This window comes from Nocardia sp. NPDC059240 (genome assembly GCF_042753865.1).
Classification (GTDB): domain Bacteria; phylum Actinomycetota; class Actinomycetes; order Mycobacteriales; family Mycobacteriaceae; genus Nocardia.
Genome location: NZ_JBHZAC010000011.1, coordinates 62,706 through 81,522 on the forward strand (window position 1 = coordinate 62,706; position 18,817 = coordinate 81,522).

Consider the following 18,817-nt stretch of genomic DNA (forward strand, 5'->3'; position numbering starts at 1 on the left):
GGCTTAGTTTAGTGAGCACTCACCTAACTAATCAATGGGCGCGGCGGATATTTCAGCCGGAGTTAACAGACCGGCCACCAGATTCGCCACGATCCCGCTGCCGTTGCGGGTCATCACCGAGGCGGGGTGGAACTGCAGGGAGGCGAAGCGGTCCCCGCGCAGGCCGTGGACCTCGCCGGTGTGCGGGTCGCGGGCCACTCGCACCGGGCGGGACCGGAAGCGGGTGTCGAACTCGTCGCTCGGGCTGTGCGCCTCGAAGGCGTTGTAGAAGTAGACCGGCTCGGTGGCACCGAAGAGTTCGATCACCCGCAGTACGCCCTGGTTCGACACCGCACGACGCCGAATCGGCAGGCCCAGTACCGAACTCAGCACCTGATGGCCGAGACAGACCGAGAAGAACGGTCTTCCGCTGTCGAGGAGGTCTTCGGTGAGGGTCCGCAAGCGGGCGATCTTGGGGTCGTGCGTGTCGCGGGGATCGCCTGGGCCGGGGCCTACCACCACGAGGTCGAAACCCGTGGGGTCGCAGGGCGTATCGAAGCCGTGCACCGTGACGGTGAAGCCGAGCGCCCGCATCAGGCGCGCGCCCATCGCGGTGAAGGAATCCTCCCCGTCGATGATCAACGCGGTGCGGCCCGCGTATTCCGGCGCGGACGCCGCCGGCGTCAGCCACAGCGGTGCGAGCGGGCGATTGCGCGCGGCCAGCGCCCGGCGCACCGCCTGGTCGTCGCCGATGCCCGCGTGACTCGGGCGGATCACATTGTGCTGCAGGGCATTGAGCAGACCGGCGGCCTTGGCGCGGGTCTCGTGCGCCTCTCCGATCGGATCGGAATCACGAACGACGGTCGCTCCCACCCCGATCCGCATCTCGCCCGTGGCGTCGATGTCGACGGTCCGGATCATGATGGCCGAATCCAGCTGTTGCGCACCCTGTTCGTCTCGCCCGGCGAGCGCCAGGATTCCGGCGTAGTAGCCGCGGCCCTCCGGCTCGAAGCGGGCGATCACCCGGCAGGCGTTCTCCAGCGGGCTGCCGGTCACCGTCGGCGCGAGCAGGGTCGCGCGCAGGATCTCCCGGTAGTCGCGGTCGCTGCGCCCGGAGATGAGGTAGCGGGTGTGGGCCAGGTGCGCCATTTCCTGCAGTTCCGGCCCGTGGACGTAGGGCGCGTCGCTGATCTGGCACATCATCTTGAGTTCTTCGTCGAGCACCATGTAGAGCTCGTTGGTTTCCTTGCCGTCGGCGAGGAACTCCAGAACGCCCGGGGTGGTCGGGCCGCCCGGCGGATAGCGGTAGGTGCCGCTGATGGGCGTCATGGCGGCGGTGCCGTGTTCGAGGCTCACATGGCGTTCCGGGCTTGCCCCGATGAGCATCCGGTCGCCGGTGTACACCAGGAAGGTCCAGTAGGCGCTGCGCTCGCCGGTCAGCAGGCGCGCGAACAGCGCCAGTCCGGTTGCCACGCTCCAGTTCTCGATGCGGCCCTGCCAGGTGCGGCGCAGCACGAAGTTCGCGCCCGCGCCATGGCCGATCTCCTCGGCGATGACGCGGGCGACGAGGGCGGCGTAGGCGTCGTCGCCGAGGTCGAATTCGCCTTCCGCCACGGCGATCGGGCGATCCGCGAGCTCGGCCGCCAATCGCTCCGGGTCGAGCTCGAGTTGTTCGGTGACCTTCAGGTAGGACAACGGTGTCGGGTCCGGCCGATGCGCGAATCCGCGCTCGGCCACCACCCGGTACGGCAGCACCGCCAGCAGTGCGTGCGCACCGGGTGCGCCCGCTCCGAGATCGGGGAGCTCGGCCGTGCCGGATACCTGGCACATTTCGCCGCGCAGCACCTCGATACGCGGCACGGCATCGGTTTCGGCGCGGTACATCAGCGCGAACGGCGCTCCCCCACCGGACAATTCGGCGAGAAGCTGTTCGGGGCTGGTCAAGACACTCTCGTCTCGGACAGCGCGAGTTCGGCGGCGGTCTGCGCGGTGGTCACCACGCGGCCGCATCGGGTCGCGACGTATTCCATTGCCATGCTGTGAAATTCGGGCGTGAAGTCGGCGACGGCATCGGTGATCACGAACGCCTGCACATCGTTGGCGAGCGCGTCGGAGGCGGTCATGAGTATGCCGACATGGGCGTAGACGCCGCATACCAGCAGCTGATCTCGATCCTGGGCGCGCATCAGCGCAAGCAGATCGGTGCGATGGAAGGCGCTGGCACGCCATTTGGTGAGCACGGTGTCGTCTGCGGCGGGTGCGATCGGGTCGGGGATGCCGCGATGCTCGGGAGCGGCGGACATGCCCGGTCCCCAGAAGTCCTGCAGCAGGCCGCGCTGCTCCGGTGTCATGCTGCCGGGCTGCGCGGTGTAGGCGACCGGAATGCCCAGTCGCGCACAGTGATCGCGCAGTACCCGCACATTGCTCATGAGCGTGCTCAGCGGTTCGTGGCGGGCATCGAAGGGCTGCAGGAAGTAGTGCTGCATATCGTGGACGAGCAGGATCGCCCGGTCCGCGTCGATCGGCCAATCCACGATATTGGCGGGCAGCTCCGACTCGGTCGGCATGGGGTACGGGGCTATGGGCGCGATCGCCACGGCGACACTCCTCCGATGTCAGGCACCCAGGGTCGCGCCGCCGTCGACGACGAGCTCCTGGAGGGTGATGTGGGCTGCCGCGTCGGACAGCAGAAAGCGGACGGCCGCGGCAATGTCTTCCGGTTGTGCGATGTGCCCCAGGGGAATTCCGACGCGGAACGCCTCGGGCACGCCGGCCACGACCGCGCTCTCGTCGGTGTCGTCGCCCCAGAGGTCGGTGAGCATGGAGGTGGCGGTGGAGCCGGGCGCGACCACATTGCAGCGAATGCCGTAGCGGGCCAGTTCCAGTCCGAGGCAGCGGGTGAACATGGTGGAGGCGGCCTTGGACGCGGCGTAGGCGGACATGCCGACGCGCGGGGTGGATCCGGCATTGGACGACACGGTGACGATCGCCCCGGCCGCGCGGCGGATCATGCCGCGCGAGACCGCGCGGCTGACGTGGAATACCCCGCCCGCGTTGACGGCCATGGTGGCGTGCCAGTCGTGGTCCGACATTTCCGAGACCCAGCCGGTCTGCAGCACCCCGGCCACATTGACGAGATAGTCGATCGGACCCAGTGCGCGTTCGGCCTGGGCCACGGCCGCCTCGACCTGTTCGGCCGAGCCGACATCCGCGACGAGGGTGTGGGTGCGGCAGCCGATCAGGTTGTCGGCCACCAGGTCCAGGCCACGCTTGTCGCGGTCGACCATCGCGACCGCGATGTCGGCGTAGGCGAGTTCGCGGACGATGGCCGCGCCGATTCCGCCGGCTGCACCGGTGACGAGGGCGACCTTCATCGCGGAACTCCGTTCAGGACACCGGCGACCACGTCGCCGGGGACGCGCAAGCAGCGAGTCGTGAAGCCCGCCAGCGCGTCCAGGTAGTGGTCGCGCAGTTCGGTGTAGTCGACGCCGACCGGTTGCCCGCCCGCGAGCAGGATGTCGCCCGCGACCATGACGGTGTCGACGTCGGCGGAGCCGCCCAGCCACAGGAAGCTTTCCAGCGGACGGGGATTGAGCAGGTAGCGCCAGTCGTCGGCGCGAATGAGCACCAGGTCGGCCTGCTTGCCGGGTTCCAGGCTGCCGATCTCGGCGTCCCAGCCCAGGCCGCGCGCGGCGAGGCGGGTGGCCATGGCCAGGGCGTCGGTGGGCAGGACGTCGATCTGGCTGGCGGCCATCTCGTTGTACATCTGCCAGACGGCGCGCATGGTCTCGGCCATTCCGGCGTTGGGCAGGGACGCGCCGTCGGTGGAGAGGGAGACGTCGAGTCCGGCGCGGCGGAGGGCGGGCACGACACCGCTCTCGGTGAGGGTGGATTCGCCTGCGGGGCCGTACTTTCCGGGCGAGTGGCTGATGTGGACGCCCGCGTCCAGCAGCAGTTTCTGTTCCTCGTCGTCGACGAAGGCGCAGTGCGCGGCCATCAGCCGGTCGTTGAGCAGGCCGAGGTCGTGCAGGCGGCGGACGCCGGTGGTGCCGTAATACCTACGCAGCGTGTCGGGTTCGTTGCGGACCGCACCGACGTGGGTGGCGAAGCCGACATCATGGCGGCGCGTCAGCTCGGCGAAACCGCGGCCGAGTTCGTCGGTCATATTGGTGACGTAGGCGATGCTCGGGCGGCAGCGGATACGGCCGGAGGTGTCGGAAGCGCAGTGGCGCAACAGATCTTCGACAGCGGCGAGCACCTGGTCGGTGTCGTGGGTGCGCTGGAAGCGGTCACTGTCGGGCGGGCAGACGGCGTCGCCCGCCCAGGTGGTGGCGCTGAATCGGAGGCCGAGATCCGTGGCGGCCCGCACCATTTCCGGCGGACGGTTGAGGGAGCCGACGTCGCCGATGGTGGTGACGCCGCCGCGCAGCTGGGTCCACATCGAGTAGCGGGCGATGGCATACGCCTCGTCGGCGGTGAGGCCCGCGATCAGGCCGTCGAAGGAGTCGAAGGTGCGCGAGATGGTGTGCATATCGCCACCGCCACCGAAGAATCCGACCTCGTCGGCGCGATCGGTAGGCGGGCGCAGGGCGCCGCGCAGCGGGAAGCCCATGGCGAACATGTCGTGCCAGTGGGCGTTGACGAAGCCGGGCAGCACCATCATGCGGCGGGCGTCGAGGACTTCGAGTCCGGCGCGGGTGTCCTCGTCGAGGGCCGTGACGGCCTCCTGGACCTGCTCGGCGGAGCCGACTGCGGCGATGCGGTCTCCGACCACCAGGACCGAGCCGCGTGGGATGACGGTGTCGGCGGTGTCGGCCGGGTAGACGCAGCCGCCTTCGATGAGAACAGCTCGCTCGCTCACTGTTTCGGCTCCAGTCCGGCGAAGTAGTCGGACCAGGCGCGCAGGGTGGGCGTCTCGATCAGGCGGTCGAAGTCGGCGGGGATGCCCGCCTTGTTCCACCGGCCGACCATGCGCATCACTTCCAGCGAGGCCAGGCCGAGCAGGACGAGATCGGCGTCGGCGTCGAGTTCGGCCGGGTCGTCGAGTTCGAGCACGCGGGCCAGTTGCGCCCGCAGCTCCGGTTCGCCCGGGATGGCTGAAACTGCTTGTGCGGCACCGTTCGTCATGACGGCACTCCTTCCTCCGTGCGCGCCAGCGCCTTCTTGTCGACCTTGCCGAGCGGGGTCAGGGGCAGTTCCGTGACCACCCGGACCTCGTCGGGCAGCTTGTAGTCGGCCGCGCCGCGCGCGTGCATGGACTTCCTGAGTTCGGCGTGGGTGGGGGCGGGGCCGGACGGGACGATGAAGGCGCAGATGCGTTCGCCGAACAGCTCATCCGGCAGGCCCACCACCGCCGCCTCGGCAACGCCGGAGTGACCGAGCAGGTATTCCTCGACCTCGGTGGCATTGATCTTGTCGCCGCCGCGGATGATCACGTCCTTGATCCGGCCCTCGATCACCAGGTCGCCGCGTTCGGTGAGGCGGGCGAGGTCGCCGGTGCGGTAGAAGCCGTCGGCGGTGAAGGCGCGGGCATTGTGTTCCGGGGCCCGGTAGTAGCCGCGAATCGTGTAGGGGCCGCGCGTGATCAGCTCGCCGATCGCGCCCTGCGGGACCAGTTGGTCGCCGTCGACGATGCGGATCTCATCGGCGTACGAGATCGGGCGGCCCTGGGTGGACAGCTTCACCTCGAGCGGGTCGTCGAGGCGGCTGAAGCACAGCAGTCCCTCGGCCATGCCGAATACCTGCTGCAGTTCGCAGCCGAGCGCCGGGGTGATGCGGGCGGCCAGGTCGCGGGTCAGTTTCGCGCCGCCGACCTGCAGCAGGCGCAGGCTGGCGAGGTCGGCGGTGGTCCATTCGGCGGTTTCGAGCCACAGGGTCACCACCGAGGGCACCAGCGAGGTGATGGTGACGCCCTCGCGTTCGATGAGAGGCATGCAGGCCATGGGGTTCGGGGTATCGGCCAGCACGACCGTGCCGCCGGCGGCGAAGGTGCCGACCACGCCGGGACAGCCCCAGGCGAAGTTGAATTCGATGGGGAGCGCGGCCAGGTACACGTCGCTGCTGTTGACGCCACAGACCATGGCGGCCTGGGTGAGCTGATAGAGGTAGTCGTCGTGGGTGCGAGGCACCAGCTTGGGCAGCGCGGTGGTGCCGCCGGAAAGCAGGAAGAAGGCGATGTCCGAGGAGTCCGTCGCTGCGGGTTCCCAGGCGGGGTTCTCGGGCAGTGCGTCCAGGGCCGTCATGCCCTCCGCGGCCGCGCCGACGACGAAAAGCGTACGCAGCGCATCGTTCTCGTCCTTGATACGGGTGGCGAGGGCGGCATGGTCGTAGGAGCGGTGTGCCCCGGGGAAGACGTAGTGCGTCGCGCCCGACAGTCGCACCAGGTGGCTGATCTCGGTGTGCCGGTGGGCGATCAGCGAGAACACCGGCGTCGCACCGAGCCGCATGAGCGCGAAGACGACGGCGGCGAACTCGGGAATGTTGGGCAGTTGCACCAGCACTCGTTCGCCGGGTGTGACGCCGCTGCCCGCGAATCCGGCGGCCAGGCGGGTCACCCAGGCGTCGAGCTCGCCGTAGGAGATATGACGGTCACCGTGGACCAGGGCGATGGCGTCGGCGTCACGGGCGACCGCATTGGTCAGGACGGTGTCGAGGGTGTCGCCGCGCCAGATGCCGAGGCGGCGGTATCGGGCGGCGGTGTCGTCGGGCCACGGGGTGCAACCGGCCTGCATGGCGAACTCCTAGGCGAGGATCTCGACCACCGCGGCACCGGCTTCCATGCCGGTGGCCGCCGCGATCATCAGGACGTGGTCACCGGGGCCCACCTGGCCGGTCGAGCGGATGTGCTCGAGGCCGAGGAACAGGTCGGCCGCGCCGGTGTGGCCGATGGTGCTGGTGTAGTCCCAGACCTCCTGGCGCTCTTCGACATCCAGCGGGATCAGGAACATGGCTTCCAGCGAGTCGCGGGCGAAGCCGATGTGGCAGACCTTCGCGATCTTGTCCATGCCGACGCCGGCCTCGTCGAGGGTGCGCTGGGCGATTTCGGCGATGCGCAGGCCGAAGTTGCGGATCGGCGGAGCCTGACCGGCGGCCCACTGCTCGCGGACCTTCACGGCGCGGTCATCGAAGTTCAGGCCGATGCCGCGGGTGACGCCGGGCGGGAAGAGGTCCTCACCGGCACGGTGCAGCACCTCCATCGCCGACTCCGAAACAGAGCCGACGGCAAGGACTTTCGCGAACCCGGTGCGGCGCGAGACGACCACGGCCGAACCGGCGTCGGCCAGCACGAACAGCTTGGAGGCGCGCCAGCGGTCGACCAGCGGAGTAGAGAAGTTGTCGCCGGTGGTGATCAGGACGGCGTCGTGAGACGGGTTGGCCACCAGGCGATTCGCGGCCGCCTCGAGTCCGGCGAGCATGCCCAGGCAACCCTGTTTGATCTCCATGGCCGGCACCGGGCGGTCGATCGTGTTGTGCAGGATGTAGTGCGCCGCCGACCAGCCGTCGGGGCCCTGGTGGTGGGTGTAGGTGTGCAGCAGCGCGCCGATGTCGTCGGCCGCATGGCTGCTGTCCGCCAACGCTTTCCGGGCGGCCGCGATGGCCAGGTCGGGCGCGGCGGTGTCCGCGCTCACCGCCACCGAGCGCAGGCCGGAGGCGGCCCGGGCGGCGTCGTCGTACCAGCCCGCGGCCACCGCCGACTCGGTCGAGATCAGCTCCGGCACCTGGCTGCCGAGGCCGGCCAGATAGAGGTCTTGGGTCCGCATGGCGACTATCCGACCACTTCACGCGGCCCGATTTCGTGAGTAGTCGGTACTCAATTCGGGTGGCCTTCGACGGGCTCGGAGAACAGTCCGCAAATTTGAGTAGCAGGCCGACGACTTTGAGTAGCCTTGCCTCTGTCCAGGGCCCGGCGCGGCCGGGTAGTCATGAATATGTTCCGCCGAAGGAGTATTCATGACGCACACATCGGCTCTCGGTGCCTCGACCGGTGAGCGCCCGGAATTGGGCGACTGGTCGAGCTTCGAGGAACTGGCCCGGCTGCAACGGGATCGGCTGCCCGAGCTGCTCGATCGCGCGCTGCGGTCGCCGTTCTACGCGGCCCGCTACGCGGCCGGGGGCGCACCCGTCACGGCCGGCGATTTCGACGCGATCGCGCTGACCGGCAAGCAGGATCTGCGCGACTGCTACCCGTTCGGGCTGCTCGCGGTCGACCGACGCGAACTCGCCACCTACCACGAATCCAGCGGCACCTCGGGGCATCCCACGGCGTCGTACTACACCGATGAGGACTGGATCGACCTCGCCGAGCGATACGCCCGCAAATGGGTGGGGATCACGCCCGAGGACACCTTTCTGGTGCGGACGCCGTACGCGCTGGTGATCACCGGGCATCTCGCCCAGGCGGCCGGACGACTGCGCGGCGCCACCGTCGTGCCGGGGGACGCACGCTCGCTGGCCTTGCCGCTGGCGCGCATCGTGCGGTTGATGGTGTCGCTGGATGTGAGTTTGACCTGGTGCAATCCGACCGAGGCCGTGATGATCGCGGCGGCGGCGCGGGCCGCCGGGCTGCGGCCCGACGTCGACTTCCCTTCGCTGCGTGCGATGTTCGTCGCCGCCGAGCCGATGACGGCCGCCCGCAAACGGCGGTTGAGTGAGATCTGGGGCGGGGCGACGATCGTCGAGGAGTACGGGTCCACCGAGACCGGGACCGTGGCCGGGGAATGCCCGGAGGGGCAGCTGCACCTGTGGGCGGACCGGGCGATCTTCGAGGTGTACTCGCCGGAGACGGGTCGGATCACCCCGGACGGGCGTGGTCAGCTGGTGGTGACGCCGCTCTATCGAGAAGCCATGCCGCTGCTGCGCTACAACCTCGCCGACGACGTCGAGATCAGCTATGCGCCGTGCCCGTGCGGCTGGGTGCTGCCGACCGTGCGGGTCTTCGGGCGCGCGGGATTCGGCTATCCGGTGGGTGAGCGCACGGTGACACAGAATCAGGTGGAGGAGTTGGTGTTCGGGCTCCCCCGCGAATTCGAGGTCATGTTCTGGCGGGCTCAGGCGACGCCGTCGGCCCTGGTGCTGGAATTCGAAGCGCCCGAAGACATTCGCGAACACGCCGCCCGGGAACTGGGCGCCGCGATCGACGAGACCCTCGCCATCCCCCACCGCATCACCGCTCTACCGCCCGGCACGCTCGTCCCGATGGACGCGCTCACCGCGGAGCGCGACATTCTCAAGGCGCGCTACCTGTTCGGGCCGGACGAATCCTGGGACAAAGCCCTCATGTACCAGTGACCCTGCCGGAAATCGGCAGGGCCGCAGTAGAAAACGACGGAGTACGCACGTGACAACAACAGAGTTCGCCGCGCCCGGAACCACCGCCGACCCGGTGGCCGCCGTCAGCCGGCTGGCACGATCGGGGCTATTCGGCGAGTACGTCGTCTACGAGCGGCCGGGCGCCTGGGTATTCGCGGCGGACCCGCTCGCGACGATCGAACTGGATACCGACCGGGTGCGGATCGTCGCCGGTGGGCGCAGCAGCGAGGAGTCCTGGACCGGTCGTCCGGTGGCGGCGCTCAAGCAGGCGCTCGACCGGGTTCGGCTCGGTGACGCCCAGGCGGCGACCGGGACCGCTTACGGCTGGGTGGGATTCGAGTTCTGCGCGCCCGCGCTGGGCGCCGGGCACCATCTCGCCGCAGGAGTTCAGCTGGCGCACTTGATGATTCCCCGAGTCGAGGTGATCGTCACCGACGCTGGGACCAGCGTCACCGGTGCTACCGCCCTGGAGTCCGGGCGGATCGCCGCCGCCCTGGCCGCCGCACCCGAACCCTTGGCGCTGCCGCGGCCGGTGGACGTCACCGACGACGACACCGCCTACCGTGAGCGAGTCGCCGCCGCGATCGACGAAATCCGTTCCGGCACTTACCACAAGGTGATCCTGTCGCGGCGCAAGGACGTCGGGTTCGCCATCGACATGGCGGAAACCTACCGGCTCGGCCGCGCCCACAACACGCCCGCCCGCTCCTTCCTGCTGCGGCTCGGCGGGCTCGAAGCCGCCGGGTTCAGCCCCGAACTGGTGGTCGCCGTCGACGTCGACGGCACCGTCACCACCGAGCCCCTGGCCGGCACCCGCGCCTTCGGCCGCGGCCACGACACCGACCACGCCGCCCGCACCGACCTGGAATCCGACCCGAAAGAGATTGTCGAACACGCGGTCTCGGTCCGCGCCTCCTGCTCCGAGGTCGCCACCGTCGCCACCCCCGGCACCCTCTCGGTCACCGACTTCATGTCCGTCCGCGAACGCGGCAGCGTCCAACACCTCGCCTCCACCGTCCAGGGCCGCCTCACCCCCCACCACACCCCCTGGGACGCCCTGGAAGTCCTCTTCCCCGCCATCACCGCCTCCGGCATCCCGAAGCGCCCCTCGGTCGACGCCATCTTCCGCCTCGACAACTCCACCCGAGGCCTCTATTCCGGTGCGGTAATAACCTTCTCCGCCGCAGGTGCCCTCGAAGCCACCCTCGTCCTCCGAGCCGTCTACCAAACCCCCACCGCCACCTGGCTCCGCGCAGGCGCCGGCATCATCGCCCAATCCACCCCCACCCGCGAATTCGAAGAAACCTGCGAAAAACTCACCAGCGTCTCCCCCTACCTGGTGCCCCGCCCCTGAAGCGCGGATTAGAAACTTGCCCGTAGGCAATGTTGCCTACGGGCAAGTTTTGGTACCGTGCCGAGTGTGACGGACGAACCCGGGCTCGGATTGCGCGAGCGGAAGAAGATCGACACTCGCACGGCGATCAGTGATGCCGCTTGGGAGTTGCTGGCGGAGAAGGGCGTCGAGGGGTTGCAGCGGGACGAGATCGCGGCCCGGGTTCAGGTATCGGTGCGGACCTTCAACAACTACTTCACAAGCAAGTATGACGCGCTGGCTTATCGGCAGGTCGAGCGGTTGCGGAACAATATCGCGGCGCTGCGCGCCAGGCCCGCGAATGAGCCGCTGTGGGAGGCCATTTCGGCCTCGTTCATCGACCGCACCGATCCCGGGGCCGGGGCACCGAGTGCTGCGCAGTTGACTGTTCTGCGTGACCTGCTGGCGAAGCCGCAGATGCGGACGGCGGTGTCGAAGGTGTGTTTCACCGACGAGGAATTGATCGCGGTCATCGCCGAGCGCACCCGGACCGACCCGTCCCGGGATGTCTATCCGCGGCTGGTCGCCGCCGCGATCGGGGCCGCGTGGCAATCCGCGGCGGAGGTCTATCTCCGAGCAGGACCACCGCTTTCGTCCCACACCTTGCTGCGGACGGCATTCGATCAGATCAGGGCGGGTCTACCGGACCCTTCAGTACGGAGCGAGAAGTGACGAACCCTTGGACGCAACGTCAACTGCTCATCGAGTTGGAGCCGGTTGCCGAGCAGAACCTCAACCGCCATCTGTCGATGACCAAGGACTGGCATCCTCACGATTACGTGCCGTGGGACGAGGGCCGCAATTTCGCGGCGCTCGACGGGCAGGACTGGGACCCGGCGCAATCCAGGCTCGGCGAACTCGCCAGGGTCGCGATGATCACCAACCTGCTGACCGAGGACAACCTGCCGTCCTATCACCGCGAGATCGCCGAGAACTTCTCTCAGGACGGCGCGTGGGGCACCTGGGTGGGGCGCTGGACCGCCGAGGAGAATCGGCACGGCATCGTGATGCGGGACTACCTGGTGGTCACCCGCGGCGTCGATCCGGTGGCACTCGAACAGGCTCGCATGGCGCACATGACGGCCGGCTTCTCGGCCATGAGCATCGCCCAGGACAAGGTCGCGGACGCCGAAAGCCTTGCCACCGTGGGATTTCTGCATTCCGTCGCTTACGTGACCTTCCAAGAGCTGGCCACCCGTGTCAGCCACCGCAACACCGGCAAGGTGTGCCACGACCCGATCGCCGACCGCATGCTGCAACGCATCGCCGCCGACGAGAACCTCCACATGATCTTCTACCGCAACCTCTGCGCCGCCGCCCTGGACCTGGTCCCCGACCAGACCCTCGAAGCAATCACCCTCATGCTGAAGAACTTCCAGATGCCCGGTGCGGGCATGCCCAATTGGCGTCGCAACGCCGTCATGATGGCGAAACACGGCATCTACGACCCCCGGCAGCACCTCGAAGAAGTAGTCCTCCCCGTCCTCCGCACCTGGAAAATCTTCGAGCGCAACGACTTCAGCTCCCACGGCGACCGGATCCGCAACGAACTCGGTGACTATCTCGACAAGATGCGAATCGACACTGGGCGATTCGAGGAACAACGCGACCGTGCACTGGCCAGAGTGTCTTCGAAGACTGCTTTTGTTGGCGAATAGACTGAACCGATCGTGATTCTTGGCCGTGCGACACCGCGACGACAGGAGTGCTCGTGAGGATCGGCTCCCCGAACAAGACCGTTTTGCTGATCGGTGCGTCGCGAGGGTTGGGGTGTGCGATTGCTGCGGAGTATGTGGAACGCGGGGCTCGGGTGGTGGCGACGGTCCGTGGTTTCGGGCGCACGCCGCTGCATGAGTTGCAGGACAGCGTCGGGGAGCGGCTCGAGATCGAGCAGGTCGATATCACTGCGCCCGAACAGGTTCGAGCGTTGCAGGAGCGGTTGGGGATGCGCATGTTCGACCTGCTGTTCGTGAATGCGGGCGTCGCCAATGACCCGGACGAGACTCCGGCGACCATCGCGACCGAGGAGTTCAATCGGCTGATGGTCACTAACGCGCTCAGCCCGATGCGCATGATCGAGAGCCTGGGCGACCTCGTCAGCCGCGAGGGCACCATCGCGATTATGTCCTCGGGTCAGGGCAGTATCGCCAACAACGAACGCGGCGGGTTCGAGATCTACCGCGCCAGCAAATCCGCCCTCAACCAGCTGATGCGCAGTTACGCCGCCCGCACCCGTGGCGACTCCCGCATTCTCCTGCTGCTGGCCCCGGGCTGGGTCAAAACCGAGGTCGGCGGTCCCGACGCGCCACTCACCATCGGCGACAGCATCCCGAACCTCGTCACCACCATCGACGCCCAGCACGGCCACCCGGGCCTGCAATACCTCGACTACCTCGGCAAAACCGTTCCCTGGTAACGCGATCGATCGACATCATGCACCGGTCACGAGCGCCGTGTAGTCGTCGATGCCGTGCCCGGTACGCCAGGGCCGCGACGCGCCGGAGGTCCACCAGCGCCGCCACAGCGACGGATGCTTCACGATCTTGCCGAAAATCGGCAGCGGATCGAAGTAGTTGGTGCGCACGAAAGCTTTCCCCTCGCGCAGCATGAACCGATCGATGTTCGGCCATTCGATCTGTTCGCGCCCCACCGTCGCCCGCAACCGGAACTCGATGAACAAAACCTCCGAGTCGCCGCGCCACAAATCCACGTGCGCACGCAAATCCGGCAGAAATCGCCAGATCCGTTCGAACTCTTCCTGCGCAGCCCCGATCCCCCGCATCGGTGCGGCCAGCGGCTGAGTCAACACGACATCCGGATGCAGAATCTCCGGCAGCCGCTGCGTGGACGGGTTCTTCCAGAAGTCGATGAACTTCGCGACGAATTGCTCCGGCTCGGACATGAACATCCCCCTTCGGCGGGATCAGACCCACCCTCCACGATCTAACCGCAGCCGCGTCGGAGCATCAACGGGGTTTCGGGTTGGTTCGACCGCGACGCCGGCCGATGGTGACGATCAGCAGTATCAAGGCCCCGCCCATGCCAACGAGCGTACCGACGCGATCCTTCGCCTCGATCATGCAATATGGCAGACAAAGGTCGAGAAGCCCAGTGCACCAGCGCATTCTGAGGACGGGTCAGCCGGCGGGGAGGCCGATTCGGTCGCGTTCGAGCTGGGCGCGCAGCTGCGAAAAAGCCTGGGCGAGGGTCGGTAACGACGGGATGGTGGCGCTCAGCAATTCGGTCAGGTGCTGGGTGAAGGTTTGTTCGGCCGACTCCAGAAGGTGGAGGCCGTCGTCGGTGAGGGCCAGTAGGGATGAGCGGCGGTCTGTTGGGTTCGGTTGGCGGGCTACCCATCCCTGATTCTCCAGGCGGTCTACGCCCTTGCTCATCGCGCCGACGCCAGCGGCGAACTCGTTCGCGAGGTCGGCAACCCGAGCGTTCGGGTGAGCGCGGAGGTAGCGCAGGGATTCGAACTGCGAGGTGAGGATGCCGTGGTGTTCGCGGAGGCGATCGTTGAGCGCGTTGTAGAGCCGCGTTTCGCAGCGGACGAGGTCGGAGAACAAGGTCGGCAGGTCGACGACCCCTTGCCTCGATTTATCTTCCATGGCATATATTCTATAGGAAGATACTTCCAAGGAAGGTGCACATGAGCAGAGAACAACGCGAGACGATCGACGCACTGCTACGCCGGCCTCGACCGGCCGGGCCTCGTTCGGTCGAGGAGATTCGGGCGGGATTCCGGGAGCTCATGGGACGGATGCATGTGCCGAGCGAAATTCGCACCCGGACAACGACACTCGGCGACCGGCCCGCCGTGCTCGTCGAACCGACCGAGAACTCGTCTCCCGGGACGATCCTGTACTTCCACGGGGGCGGCTTCGTCTACGGCTCACCACAGACCGCGATGTCACTGACCGCAAACCTGGTGACCCGCACCGGATTCCGCGCCTTCTCGGTGGATTATCGATTGGCTCCCGAGCACCCCTTCCCCGCCGCGATCCAGGACACCCTCAGCGCCTACCGCGCCCTGCTCGATACCGGCGAGCACCCCTCGTCCATCGTGTTCGCGGGCGATTCCGCAGGCGGCGGCCTGACCGTCACCACCTGCCTCGCGGCCCGCGACGCAGGGCTACCGCTGCCCGCCGCGATCGTGGCCTTCTCCCCCGGACTCGACAGCACCCGCTCCGGCGAGAGCATGATGACCAAGGCCGAGGTGGATCCGCTGTTCACTCGGGAAGCCATGGAACACACCGGTTCCATGTATCTCGCGGGCCAAGACCCCCGCCAGCCGCTGCTCAGCCCCGCAATCCTCGCCGACCTCAACGGCTTCCCGCCGATCCTCCTGCAGGCCGGCACCAACGAAATGATCCTCGACGACTCCACCCGCCTGGCCGCCCGCGCCCGAGCCGCCGGCGTAGACGTCATCCTCGACATCACCGCCGACGTCCCCCACGTCTTCCAAGCCTTCACCGGCATCCTCGACGAAGCCGACCAAGCCCTCGACCGCGCAGCCCTTTTCCTCACCCAGCACCTCAGCACCCGGGGTACGCACGTCCCGGTATAGAAGTGGCCACAATCTGTTTACAGCGTTCGGTCCCGGGTCATCGTGCAGACCATCAGCGGAGAGAACGTACTGCCCCTGGGCTCGTCGACAGTGAGCGTGATGGTTCCGTCAGGGTTCGGACGGTAGGTGTCACGAACGAGGCCGGACACGACGAGTGCGTTGCCGTTGAATTGGCCGTGCAGCCCTGGCCCGGTGGTGACTTCGGGGTGAACGTGATATTGACTGAGGGACGAATCATATTCAAATAACGTGACATTCGATTGAACCACCGGGTTGTCACCGGGAGTGAGATTCGTCGTCGAACGATTCTCCAGAACCTTGCCATCCGGACGCCAGGCGAACACATCCTTGCCGGTCGTCTCGTCGTCACACGTGAACGACCATGCACCGGCCAGGAAGTCCAGCCGCTTCAGCGCTTCAGCAGGGGACAACGCCGCACTGGTGGGCGCGGGAGACGACGCCGCACCGGTAGGCATCGCATCCGACACCGTTGAATGCTCGGCCGAGCAGGCGGCGACCCCACCAACCAACATTGCCCCGACAAACAACACGATGCCGCGGTTTGAAACGATCATGCCGCATTCCTACACCAGCAAGATCAGGGAGTTGCCAGCGAGGGGAATCGGACAAAATTCCGCAATGAGTGCTCCATCGCCACGCTGGCGGCGGAGGGCCCGCGCTGGATGACCGCCGAGCGCATCGAGGTGTCCGGCGGCGCCCTCCTCTGATAACCGATCGCGACATTCGTATTGGAACCGCTATCGTCTGCAGATTCGACTTCGACCAAGCGGCAGGGGGATCGGTCGGATGGACCTGCATCACATGACGGCCGAGTCCACGCTGGCCGTGATCTCGGCGCTCGAGTCTCGCGGGGCTTACCCCTGCATCGGCGGTGGATGGGCGGTCGACGCGCTTCTCGGCGAACAGACACGAGAACACTCCGACCTTGACATCTGGTTACCCGCGGCCGGCCTCGACCCGCTGATCGCGACGTTTTCCGAGCTTGGGATCGATCGCCTGCTTCCCTGGGGTGGCGATCGACCGTGGAACTTTGTGCTGCACGATGGCCGAGCACTGCGGGTGGATCTGCACTTGTACGAGGAGTTGCCCGGTGGGCTGATCCACTACGGAAGTGTCGTGGGCGGGGACCGATTCGGCAGTTCCGCTCTGTGCGGGCAAGGCGAAATCCTCGGGAAGACCGTGCGCTGCGAGACCCCGGAATGGTCGCTCCAGTGTCATCTCGGATATCCGCCTCGCGCACATGATTTCGAGGACATGGCCCGACTCAGCGCGAAGTTCGACCTCCATCGGCCCGAACCGTACGGCTCCAGCTAGGGAATGCTGGTGCTGTGAGCGACATCCGGCGATCGTTCTATCCCAACCACGCGTCTTGGTGGTCGGCCAGCGGTTCGGTGAGTGGTAAGGGCTCGAAGCGGCAGGCGAAGAGCAAGCCGTTGTCTTCGCCGTCACCCATGACACGGTGAGTCCAGCTGTCGGCCACGCTTGATCTCGGGCGTACCCGAAAGTATGTGGTTCGACGTGGGGCACCGGTGTGCGGATACGGGCGCTCATCAACTGCGATCGGTCCGAGTACCTCTAGATCGGTAAGGCCTGTTTCCTCTGCGATCTCGCGTAGAACGGCCTGCTCGAGACTTTCGTCCGTAGCGACGCCGCCCGCTGGGATCTGAGTCCCTGCTTCCGGCATGCCTACATGGTCGAAGACCAGGAGTTGCGGACCGTTGCAGTCACGAATCACGTAGGCGGCCACGCGCACTCTGAACGGTTCCACCTGTGCATTGTGCCTCGCTGGACGTCCACAACTGCCGAGTTCGGGATGCGCAGCGCGAATGCGGTCTGCGGGGTGGGGGTCGTGGCGGTATAGAAGGGGTGTGACTCGTACTGGCGTCAGTAGGAATATGACGATTGCCGCGGACTCGGTTCCGTTGGCGTATGCGGAGATTGATCGGCGAGGGCTTGCCGGCGATATCGGTCGGCGGGGCGGTGTGACCCCCGCATGAACGAGGATGGCAGCGAATACTCGTGGTCGGGTGTGGCGGACCGGGATGGGGAGGGGCTTGATTTCCGGATCCATCGGCATTTGCGGGGGGATGAGCGGCTGGTGTGGCTGGGCGGGCCGGACCCCGATGCCCGGTTTATCGTGACCGATTTCTTCGAGATTCCGTTCGGCCTCTTGTTCGCGGCGGGGTCGATGCTCCCACTGGCGGTGCTCTTCTCGGGTGGACCGGTGATTCCCTTCGCGGTGATCGGCCCGCTGTTCCTGTGCTCGGGTCTGTATGCGGCAGTTGGCCGCATCATCCGTAAACGATGGCTGCGGCAACGCACTCGGTATGCGGTGACCACGGAGCGAGCACTGATCGCGGTCGGCACGAGGTCGCTACGGGAAGCACCACTCCATATCCTGCCGATGTCATTCCGGCACAGCCGCGATGGACGCCACGTCACCGTAATCATCGGCGGCAACGGCAAACCCGCGCCTCTCGACGAGACCAGCATGTTGAGCAAGAGAAAGGATGTCTTCGCTTTCTACGACGTCCCTAATCCCGATGCCCTGCTCGCCGCGCTCGCCAATACCGAACTCCGATAACCCGGCTCCGGTCAGTCGGCGGTGGCTTGGAGCCAGCGGTCGGCGAGGTCGGCGAGGTACTGGTCGACGGTTCCGTTGCTCGATGTGGCCATACCGGGTAGCCAACCGCCTGCGAATATTCCTTGACATGAATATTCGCCTATGGGAATGTTTTGGGCATGGAAGAGATCGCGGCGGCGCTCGGGGATGCTGCTCGGTGGCGGATCGTGGAGTTGCTGGCCGAGCGACCACGGTCGGTGGGTGAGCTGGCGGATTTGACCGGGTTGCGGCAACCGCAGGCGACCAAGCACTTGCAGACCTTGACGCGGGCGGGGCTGGTGACGGTGTCGCCGCTCGGGCAACGCCGAATCGCCGCGATCGAAGTGGCGGCGTTGAACGCTTTCGAGCGACGGTTGCGGGAACTGATCGAACTCGCCGAATCCACTGCGGGCGAACTGGATACGATTGCGCGGTATCGCAGCGCCCTGGCTGCCGAGGCTGCTCGTGCCGACCGGGATCGATGGGCGGACGGGCGGACCTTCACCTTCGAGCGGGTGCTGGCCGCGGCACCGCAGACCGTGTGGCGGTACTGGGCGGAGCCGGAGCTGCTCGAATCCTGGTGGGCCCCACCGTCGATCACGATTACCGATTGTCGTATCGAGGCGCGGCCGGGTGGTCGGGTGATCCTCGATTACCGGGACGCCGAGGGGCGGTATCACTCCGCGGGGCAGGTGCGGGTCGCCGAGGAACCCGGGCGGCTCGGATTCGACCTCTCATTGTTCGACCCGGCCGGGGCGGTGTTGTTCACCGGCCGATACGACCTGACATTGACCGAGGCGCTCGAGGGCACCCGGCTGCGGCTCGACCTGGGCATCACCGATACCGCCATCACGGCATCGGATTTCATCGCCGGAATCAACACCGGGTGGGGGCAGGTGCTCGACCAGCTCGCCCATCTCGTTGCAATCCCCACGAAATCACCACGTACACCAAGGAAGTAGGACCG

General features: G+C 67.0%; 20 protein-coding genes. 9 read left to right on the forward strand and 11 right to left on the reverse strand.

The window, feature by feature from the left end; all coding sequences use genetic code 11:
* Nucleotides 1-27 precede the first annotated feature (27 nt).
* From ACFXHA_RS34280 to ACFXHA_RS34310, 7 genes are read right to left on the reverse strand one after another with little or no spacing between them, the layout of a single operon-like run.
* Entirely contained in the window at nucleotides 28-1,863 is a 1,836-nt protein-coding gene (locus ACFXHA_RS34280; protein ID WP_379363923.1) for an anthranilate synthase family protein, read from the reverse strand.
* A gap of 56 nt (nucleotides 1,864-1,919) precedes the next feature.
* Nucleotides 1,920-2,546, reverse strand: a complete 627-nt coding sequence (locus ACFXHA_RS34285) for an isochorismatase family protein (RefSeq protein WP_379363925.1) — start codon at nucleotides 2,544-2,546, stop codon at nucleotides 1,920-1,922.
* Nucleotides 2,547-2,594: 48 nt separating this feature from the next.
* Nucleotides 2,595-3,353, reverse strand: coding sequence for a 2,3-dihydro-2,3-dihydroxybenzoate dehydrogenase (locus ACFXHA_RS34290; RefSeq protein ID WP_379363571.1), 759 nt, complete (start codon nucleotides 3,351-3,353; stop codon nucleotides 2,595-2,597).
* A complete protein-coding gene (locus ACFXHA_RS34295) occupies nucleotides 3,350-4,840 on the reverse strand; it encodes an amidohydrolase family protein (protein WP_379363572.1) in 1,491 nt (496 codons plus the stop codon). Before ACFXHA_RS34295 ends, ACFXHA_RS34290 begins: the two co-directional genes overlap by 4 nt.
* Nucleotides 4,837-5,106: a phosphopantetheine-binding protein gene (locus ACFXHA_RS34300; RefSeq protein ID WP_379363574.1), complete on the reverse strand. Its 270-nt coding sequence runs from the start codon at nucleotides 5,104-5,106 to the stop codon at nucleotides 4,837-4,839. Before ACFXHA_RS34300 ends, ACFXHA_RS34295 begins: the two co-directional genes overlap by 4 nt.
* Nucleotides 5,103-6,710, reverse strand: coding sequence for a (2,3-dihydroxybenzoyl)adenylate synthase (locus ACFXHA_RS34305; RefSeq protein WP_379363576.1), 1,608 nt, complete (start codon nucleotides 6,708-6,710; stop codon nucleotides 5,103-5,105). The genes ACFXHA_RS34300 and ACFXHA_RS34305 overlap by 4 nt, the downstream gene beginning before the upstream one ends.
* Before the next feature lie 9 nt (nucleotides 6,711-6,719).
* The gene (locus ACFXHA_RS34310; RefSeq protein ID WP_379363578.1) at nucleotides 6,720-7,739 is read right to left on the reverse strand and encodes a ketoacyl-ACP synthase III family protein; all 1,020 of its coding nucleotides are present in this window, start codon (nucleotides 7,737-7,739) and stop codon (nucleotides 6,720-6,722) included.
* A 190-nt stretch (nucleotides 7,740-7,929) separates the two neighbouring features.
* Between ACFXHA_RS34310 and ACFXHA_RS34315 the strand changes: the two genes are divergently transcribed.
* The 5 genes from ACFXHA_RS34315 to ACFXHA_RS34335 all read left to right on the forward strand — a co-directional run bounded on the left by ACFXHA_RS34315 (nucleotide 7,930) and on the right by ACFXHA_RS34335 (nucleotide 13,076).
* Nucleotides 7,930-9,267, forward strand: a complete 1,338-nt coding sequence (locus tag ACFXHA_RS34315; RefSeq protein ID WP_379363580.1) for a phenylacetate--CoA ligase family protein — start codon at nucleotides 7,930-7,932, stop codon at nucleotides 9,265-9,267.
* Nucleotides 9,268-9,316: 49 nt separating this feature from the next.
* Complete coding sequence (locus ACFXHA_RS34320; RefSeq protein WP_379363581.1) at nucleotides 9,317-10,642, forward strand: salicylate synthase; 1,326 nt, start codon at nucleotides 9,317-9,319, stop codon at nucleotides 10,640-10,642.
* Nucleotides 10,643-10,708: 66 nt separating this feature from the next.
* Complete coding sequence (locus ACFXHA_RS34325; protein WP_379363583.1) at nucleotides 10,709-11,332, forward strand: TetR/AcrR family transcriptional regulator; 624 nt, start codon at nucleotides 10,709-10,711, stop codon at nucleotides 11,330-11,332.
* The gene (locus tag ACFXHA_RS34330) at nucleotides 11,329-12,318 is read left to right on the forward strand and encodes an acyl-ACP desaturase (RefSeq protein WP_379363585.1); all 990 of its coding nucleotides are present in this window, start codon (nucleotides 11,329-11,331) and stop codon (nucleotides 12,316-12,318) included. The genes ACFXHA_RS34325 and ACFXHA_RS34330 overlap by 4 nt, the downstream gene beginning before the upstream one ends.
* A gap of 53 nt (nucleotides 12,319-12,371) precedes the next feature.
* The gene (locus ACFXHA_RS34335) at nucleotides 12,372-13,076 is read left to right on the forward strand and encodes an SDR family NAD(P)-dependent oxidoreductase (RefSeq protein ID WP_379363587.1); all 705 of its coding nucleotides are present in this window, start codon (nucleotides 12,372-12,374) and stop codon (nucleotides 13,074-13,076) included.
* A 15-nt stretch (nucleotides 13,077-13,091) separates the two neighbouring features.
* Here ACFXHA_RS34335 and ACFXHA_RS34340 read toward each other — a convergent pair whose 3' ends face one another.
* Together ACFXHA_RS34340 and ACFXHA_RS34345 are read right to left on the reverse strand one after the other, a co-directional pair.
* Nucleotides 13,092-13,562 carry a nuclear transport factor 2 family protein gene (locus ACFXHA_RS34340; RefSeq protein WP_379363589.1) on the reverse strand — a complete coding sequence of 157 codons (471 nt, stop codon included), beginning with the start codon at nucleotides 13,560-13,562 and terminating at the stop codon, nucleotides 13,092-13,094.
* Between the two features lie 235 nt (nucleotides 13,563-13,797).
* Nucleotides 13,798-14,268, reverse strand: coding sequence for a MarR family winged helix-turn-helix transcriptional regulator (locus ACFXHA_RS34345; RefSeq protein WP_379363591.1), 471 nt, complete (start codon nucleotides 14,266-14,268; stop codon nucleotides 13,798-13,800).
* A 41-nt stretch (nucleotides 14,269-14,309) separates the two neighbouring features.
* On the opposite strand from ACFXHA_RS34345, the gene ACFXHA_RS34350 reads away from it, so the two are divergent.
* Nucleotides 14,310-15,227 carry an alpha/beta hydrolase gene (locus tag ACFXHA_RS34350; RefSeq protein WP_379363593.1) on the forward strand — a complete coding sequence of 306 codons (918 nt, stop codon included), beginning with the start codon at nucleotides 14,310-14,312 and terminating at the stop codon, nucleotides 15,225-15,227.
* 17 nt (nucleotides 15,228-15,244) lie between these two features.
* On the opposite strand, the gene ACFXHA_RS34355 is transcribed toward ACFXHA_RS34350, so the two are convergent.
* Complete coding sequence (locus ACFXHA_RS34355; RefSeq protein ID WP_379363595.1) at nucleotides 15,245-15,802, reverse strand: hypothetical protein; 558 nt, start codon at nucleotides 15,800-15,802, stop codon at nucleotides 15,245-15,247.
* Nucleotides 15,803-16,034: 232 nt separating this feature from the next.
* On the opposite strand from ACFXHA_RS34355, the gene ACFXHA_RS34360 reads away from it, so the two are divergent.
* Nucleotides 16,035-16,562 carry a nucleotidyltransferase domain-containing protein gene (locus ACFXHA_RS34360; protein WP_379363597.1) on the forward strand — a complete coding sequence of 176 codons (528 nt, stop codon included), beginning with the start codon at nucleotides 16,035-16,037 and terminating at the stop codon, nucleotides 16,560-16,562.
* A 37-nt stretch (nucleotides 16,563-16,599) separates the two neighbouring features.
* On the opposite strand, the gene ACFXHA_RS34365 is transcribed toward ACFXHA_RS34360, so the two are convergent.
* The gene (locus ACFXHA_RS34365; RefSeq protein WP_379363599.1) at nucleotides 16,600-17,325 is read right to left on the reverse strand and encodes an NUDIX domain-containing protein; all 726 of its coding nucleotides are present in this window, start codon (nucleotides 17,323-17,325) and stop codon (nucleotides 16,600-16,602) included.
* On the opposite strand from ACFXHA_RS34365, the gene ACFXHA_RS34370 reads away from it, so the two are divergent.
* Together ACFXHA_RS34370 and ACFXHA_RS34375 are read left to right on the forward strand one after the other, a co-directional pair.
* Nucleotides 17,242-17,832: a hypothetical protein gene (locus ACFXHA_RS34370; protein WP_379363937.1), complete on the forward strand. Its 591-nt coding sequence runs from the start codon at nucleotides 17,242-17,244 to the stop codon at nucleotides 17,830-17,832. The two genes, ACFXHA_RS34365 and ACFXHA_RS34370, sit on opposite strands and share 84 nt — an antisense overlap.
* 158 nt (nucleotides 17,833-17,990) lie before the next feature.
* Nucleotides 17,991-18,812 (forward strand): metalloregulator ArsR/SmtB family transcription factor, encoded by an 822-nt coding sequence (locus ACFXHA_RS34375; protein ID WP_379363601.1) that lies wholly within the window; start codon nucleotides 17,991-17,993, stop codon nucleotides 18,810-18,812.
* Nucleotides 18,813-18,817: the final 5 nt, after the last annotated feature.

Coding starts and splice junctions, on each gene's coding strand:
- ACFXHA_RS34280 (WP_379363923.1), bottom strand. CDS start 1,863: ATGTACCGCGCCGAAACCGATGCCGTGCCGCGTATCGAGGTGCTGCGC.
- ACFXHA_RS34285 (WP_379363925.1), bottom strand. CDS start 2,546: ATGCCGACCGAGTCGGAGCTGCCCGCCAATATCGTGGATTGGCCGATC.
- ACFXHA_RS34290 (WP_379363571.1), bottom strand. CDS start 3,353: ATGAAGGTCGCCCTCGTCACCGGTGCAGCCGGCGGAATCGGCGCGGCC.
- ACFXHA_RS34300 (WP_379363574.1), bottom strand. CDS start 5,106: ATGACGAACGGTGCCGCACAAGCAGTTTCAGCCATCCCGGGCGAACCG.
- ACFXHA_RS34305 (WP_379363576.1), bottom strand. CDS start 6,710: ATGCAGGCCGGTTGCACCCCGTGGCCCGACGACACCGCCGCCCGATAC.
- ACFXHA_RS34310 (WP_379363578.1), bottom strand. CDS start 7,739: ATGCGGACCCAAGACCTCTATCTGGCCGGCCTCGGCAGCCAGGTGCCG.
- ACFXHA_RS34315 (WP_379363580.1), top strand. CDS start 7,930: ATGACGCACACATCGGCTCTCGGTGCCTCGACCGGTGAGCGCCCGGAA.
- ACFXHA_RS34340 (WP_379363589.1), bottom strand. CDS start 13,562: ATGTCCGAGCCGGAGCAATTCGTCGCGAAGTTCATCGACTTCTGGAAG.
- ACFXHA_RS34345 (WP_379363591.1), bottom strand. CDS start 14,268: ATGGAAGATAAATCGAGGCAAGGGGTCGTCGACCTGCCGACCTTGTTC.
- ACFXHA_RS34350 (WP_379363593.1), top strand. CDS start 14,310: ATGAGCAGAGAACAACGCGAGACGATCGACGCACTGCTACGCCGGCCT.
- ACFXHA_RS34355 (WP_379363595.1), bottom strand. CDS start 15,802: ATGATCGTTTCAAACCGCGGCATCGTGTTGTTTGTCGGGGCAATGTTG.
- ACFXHA_RS34360 (WP_379363597.1), top strand. CDS start 16,035: ATGGACCTGCATCACATGACGGCCGAGTCCACGCTGGCCGTGATCTCG.
- ACFXHA_RS34370 (WP_379363937.1), top strand. CDS start 17,242: ATGAACGAGGATGGCAGCGAATACTCGTGGTCGGGTGTGGCGGACCGG.
- ACFXHA_RS34365 (WP_379363599.1), bottom strand. CDS start 17,325: ATGCCGATGGATCCGGAAATCAAGCCCCTCCCCATCCCGGTCCGCCAC.
- ACFXHA_RS34375 (WP_379363601.1), top strand. CDS start 17,991: ATGGAAGAGATCGCGGCGGCGCTCGGGGATGCTGCTCGGTGGCGGATC.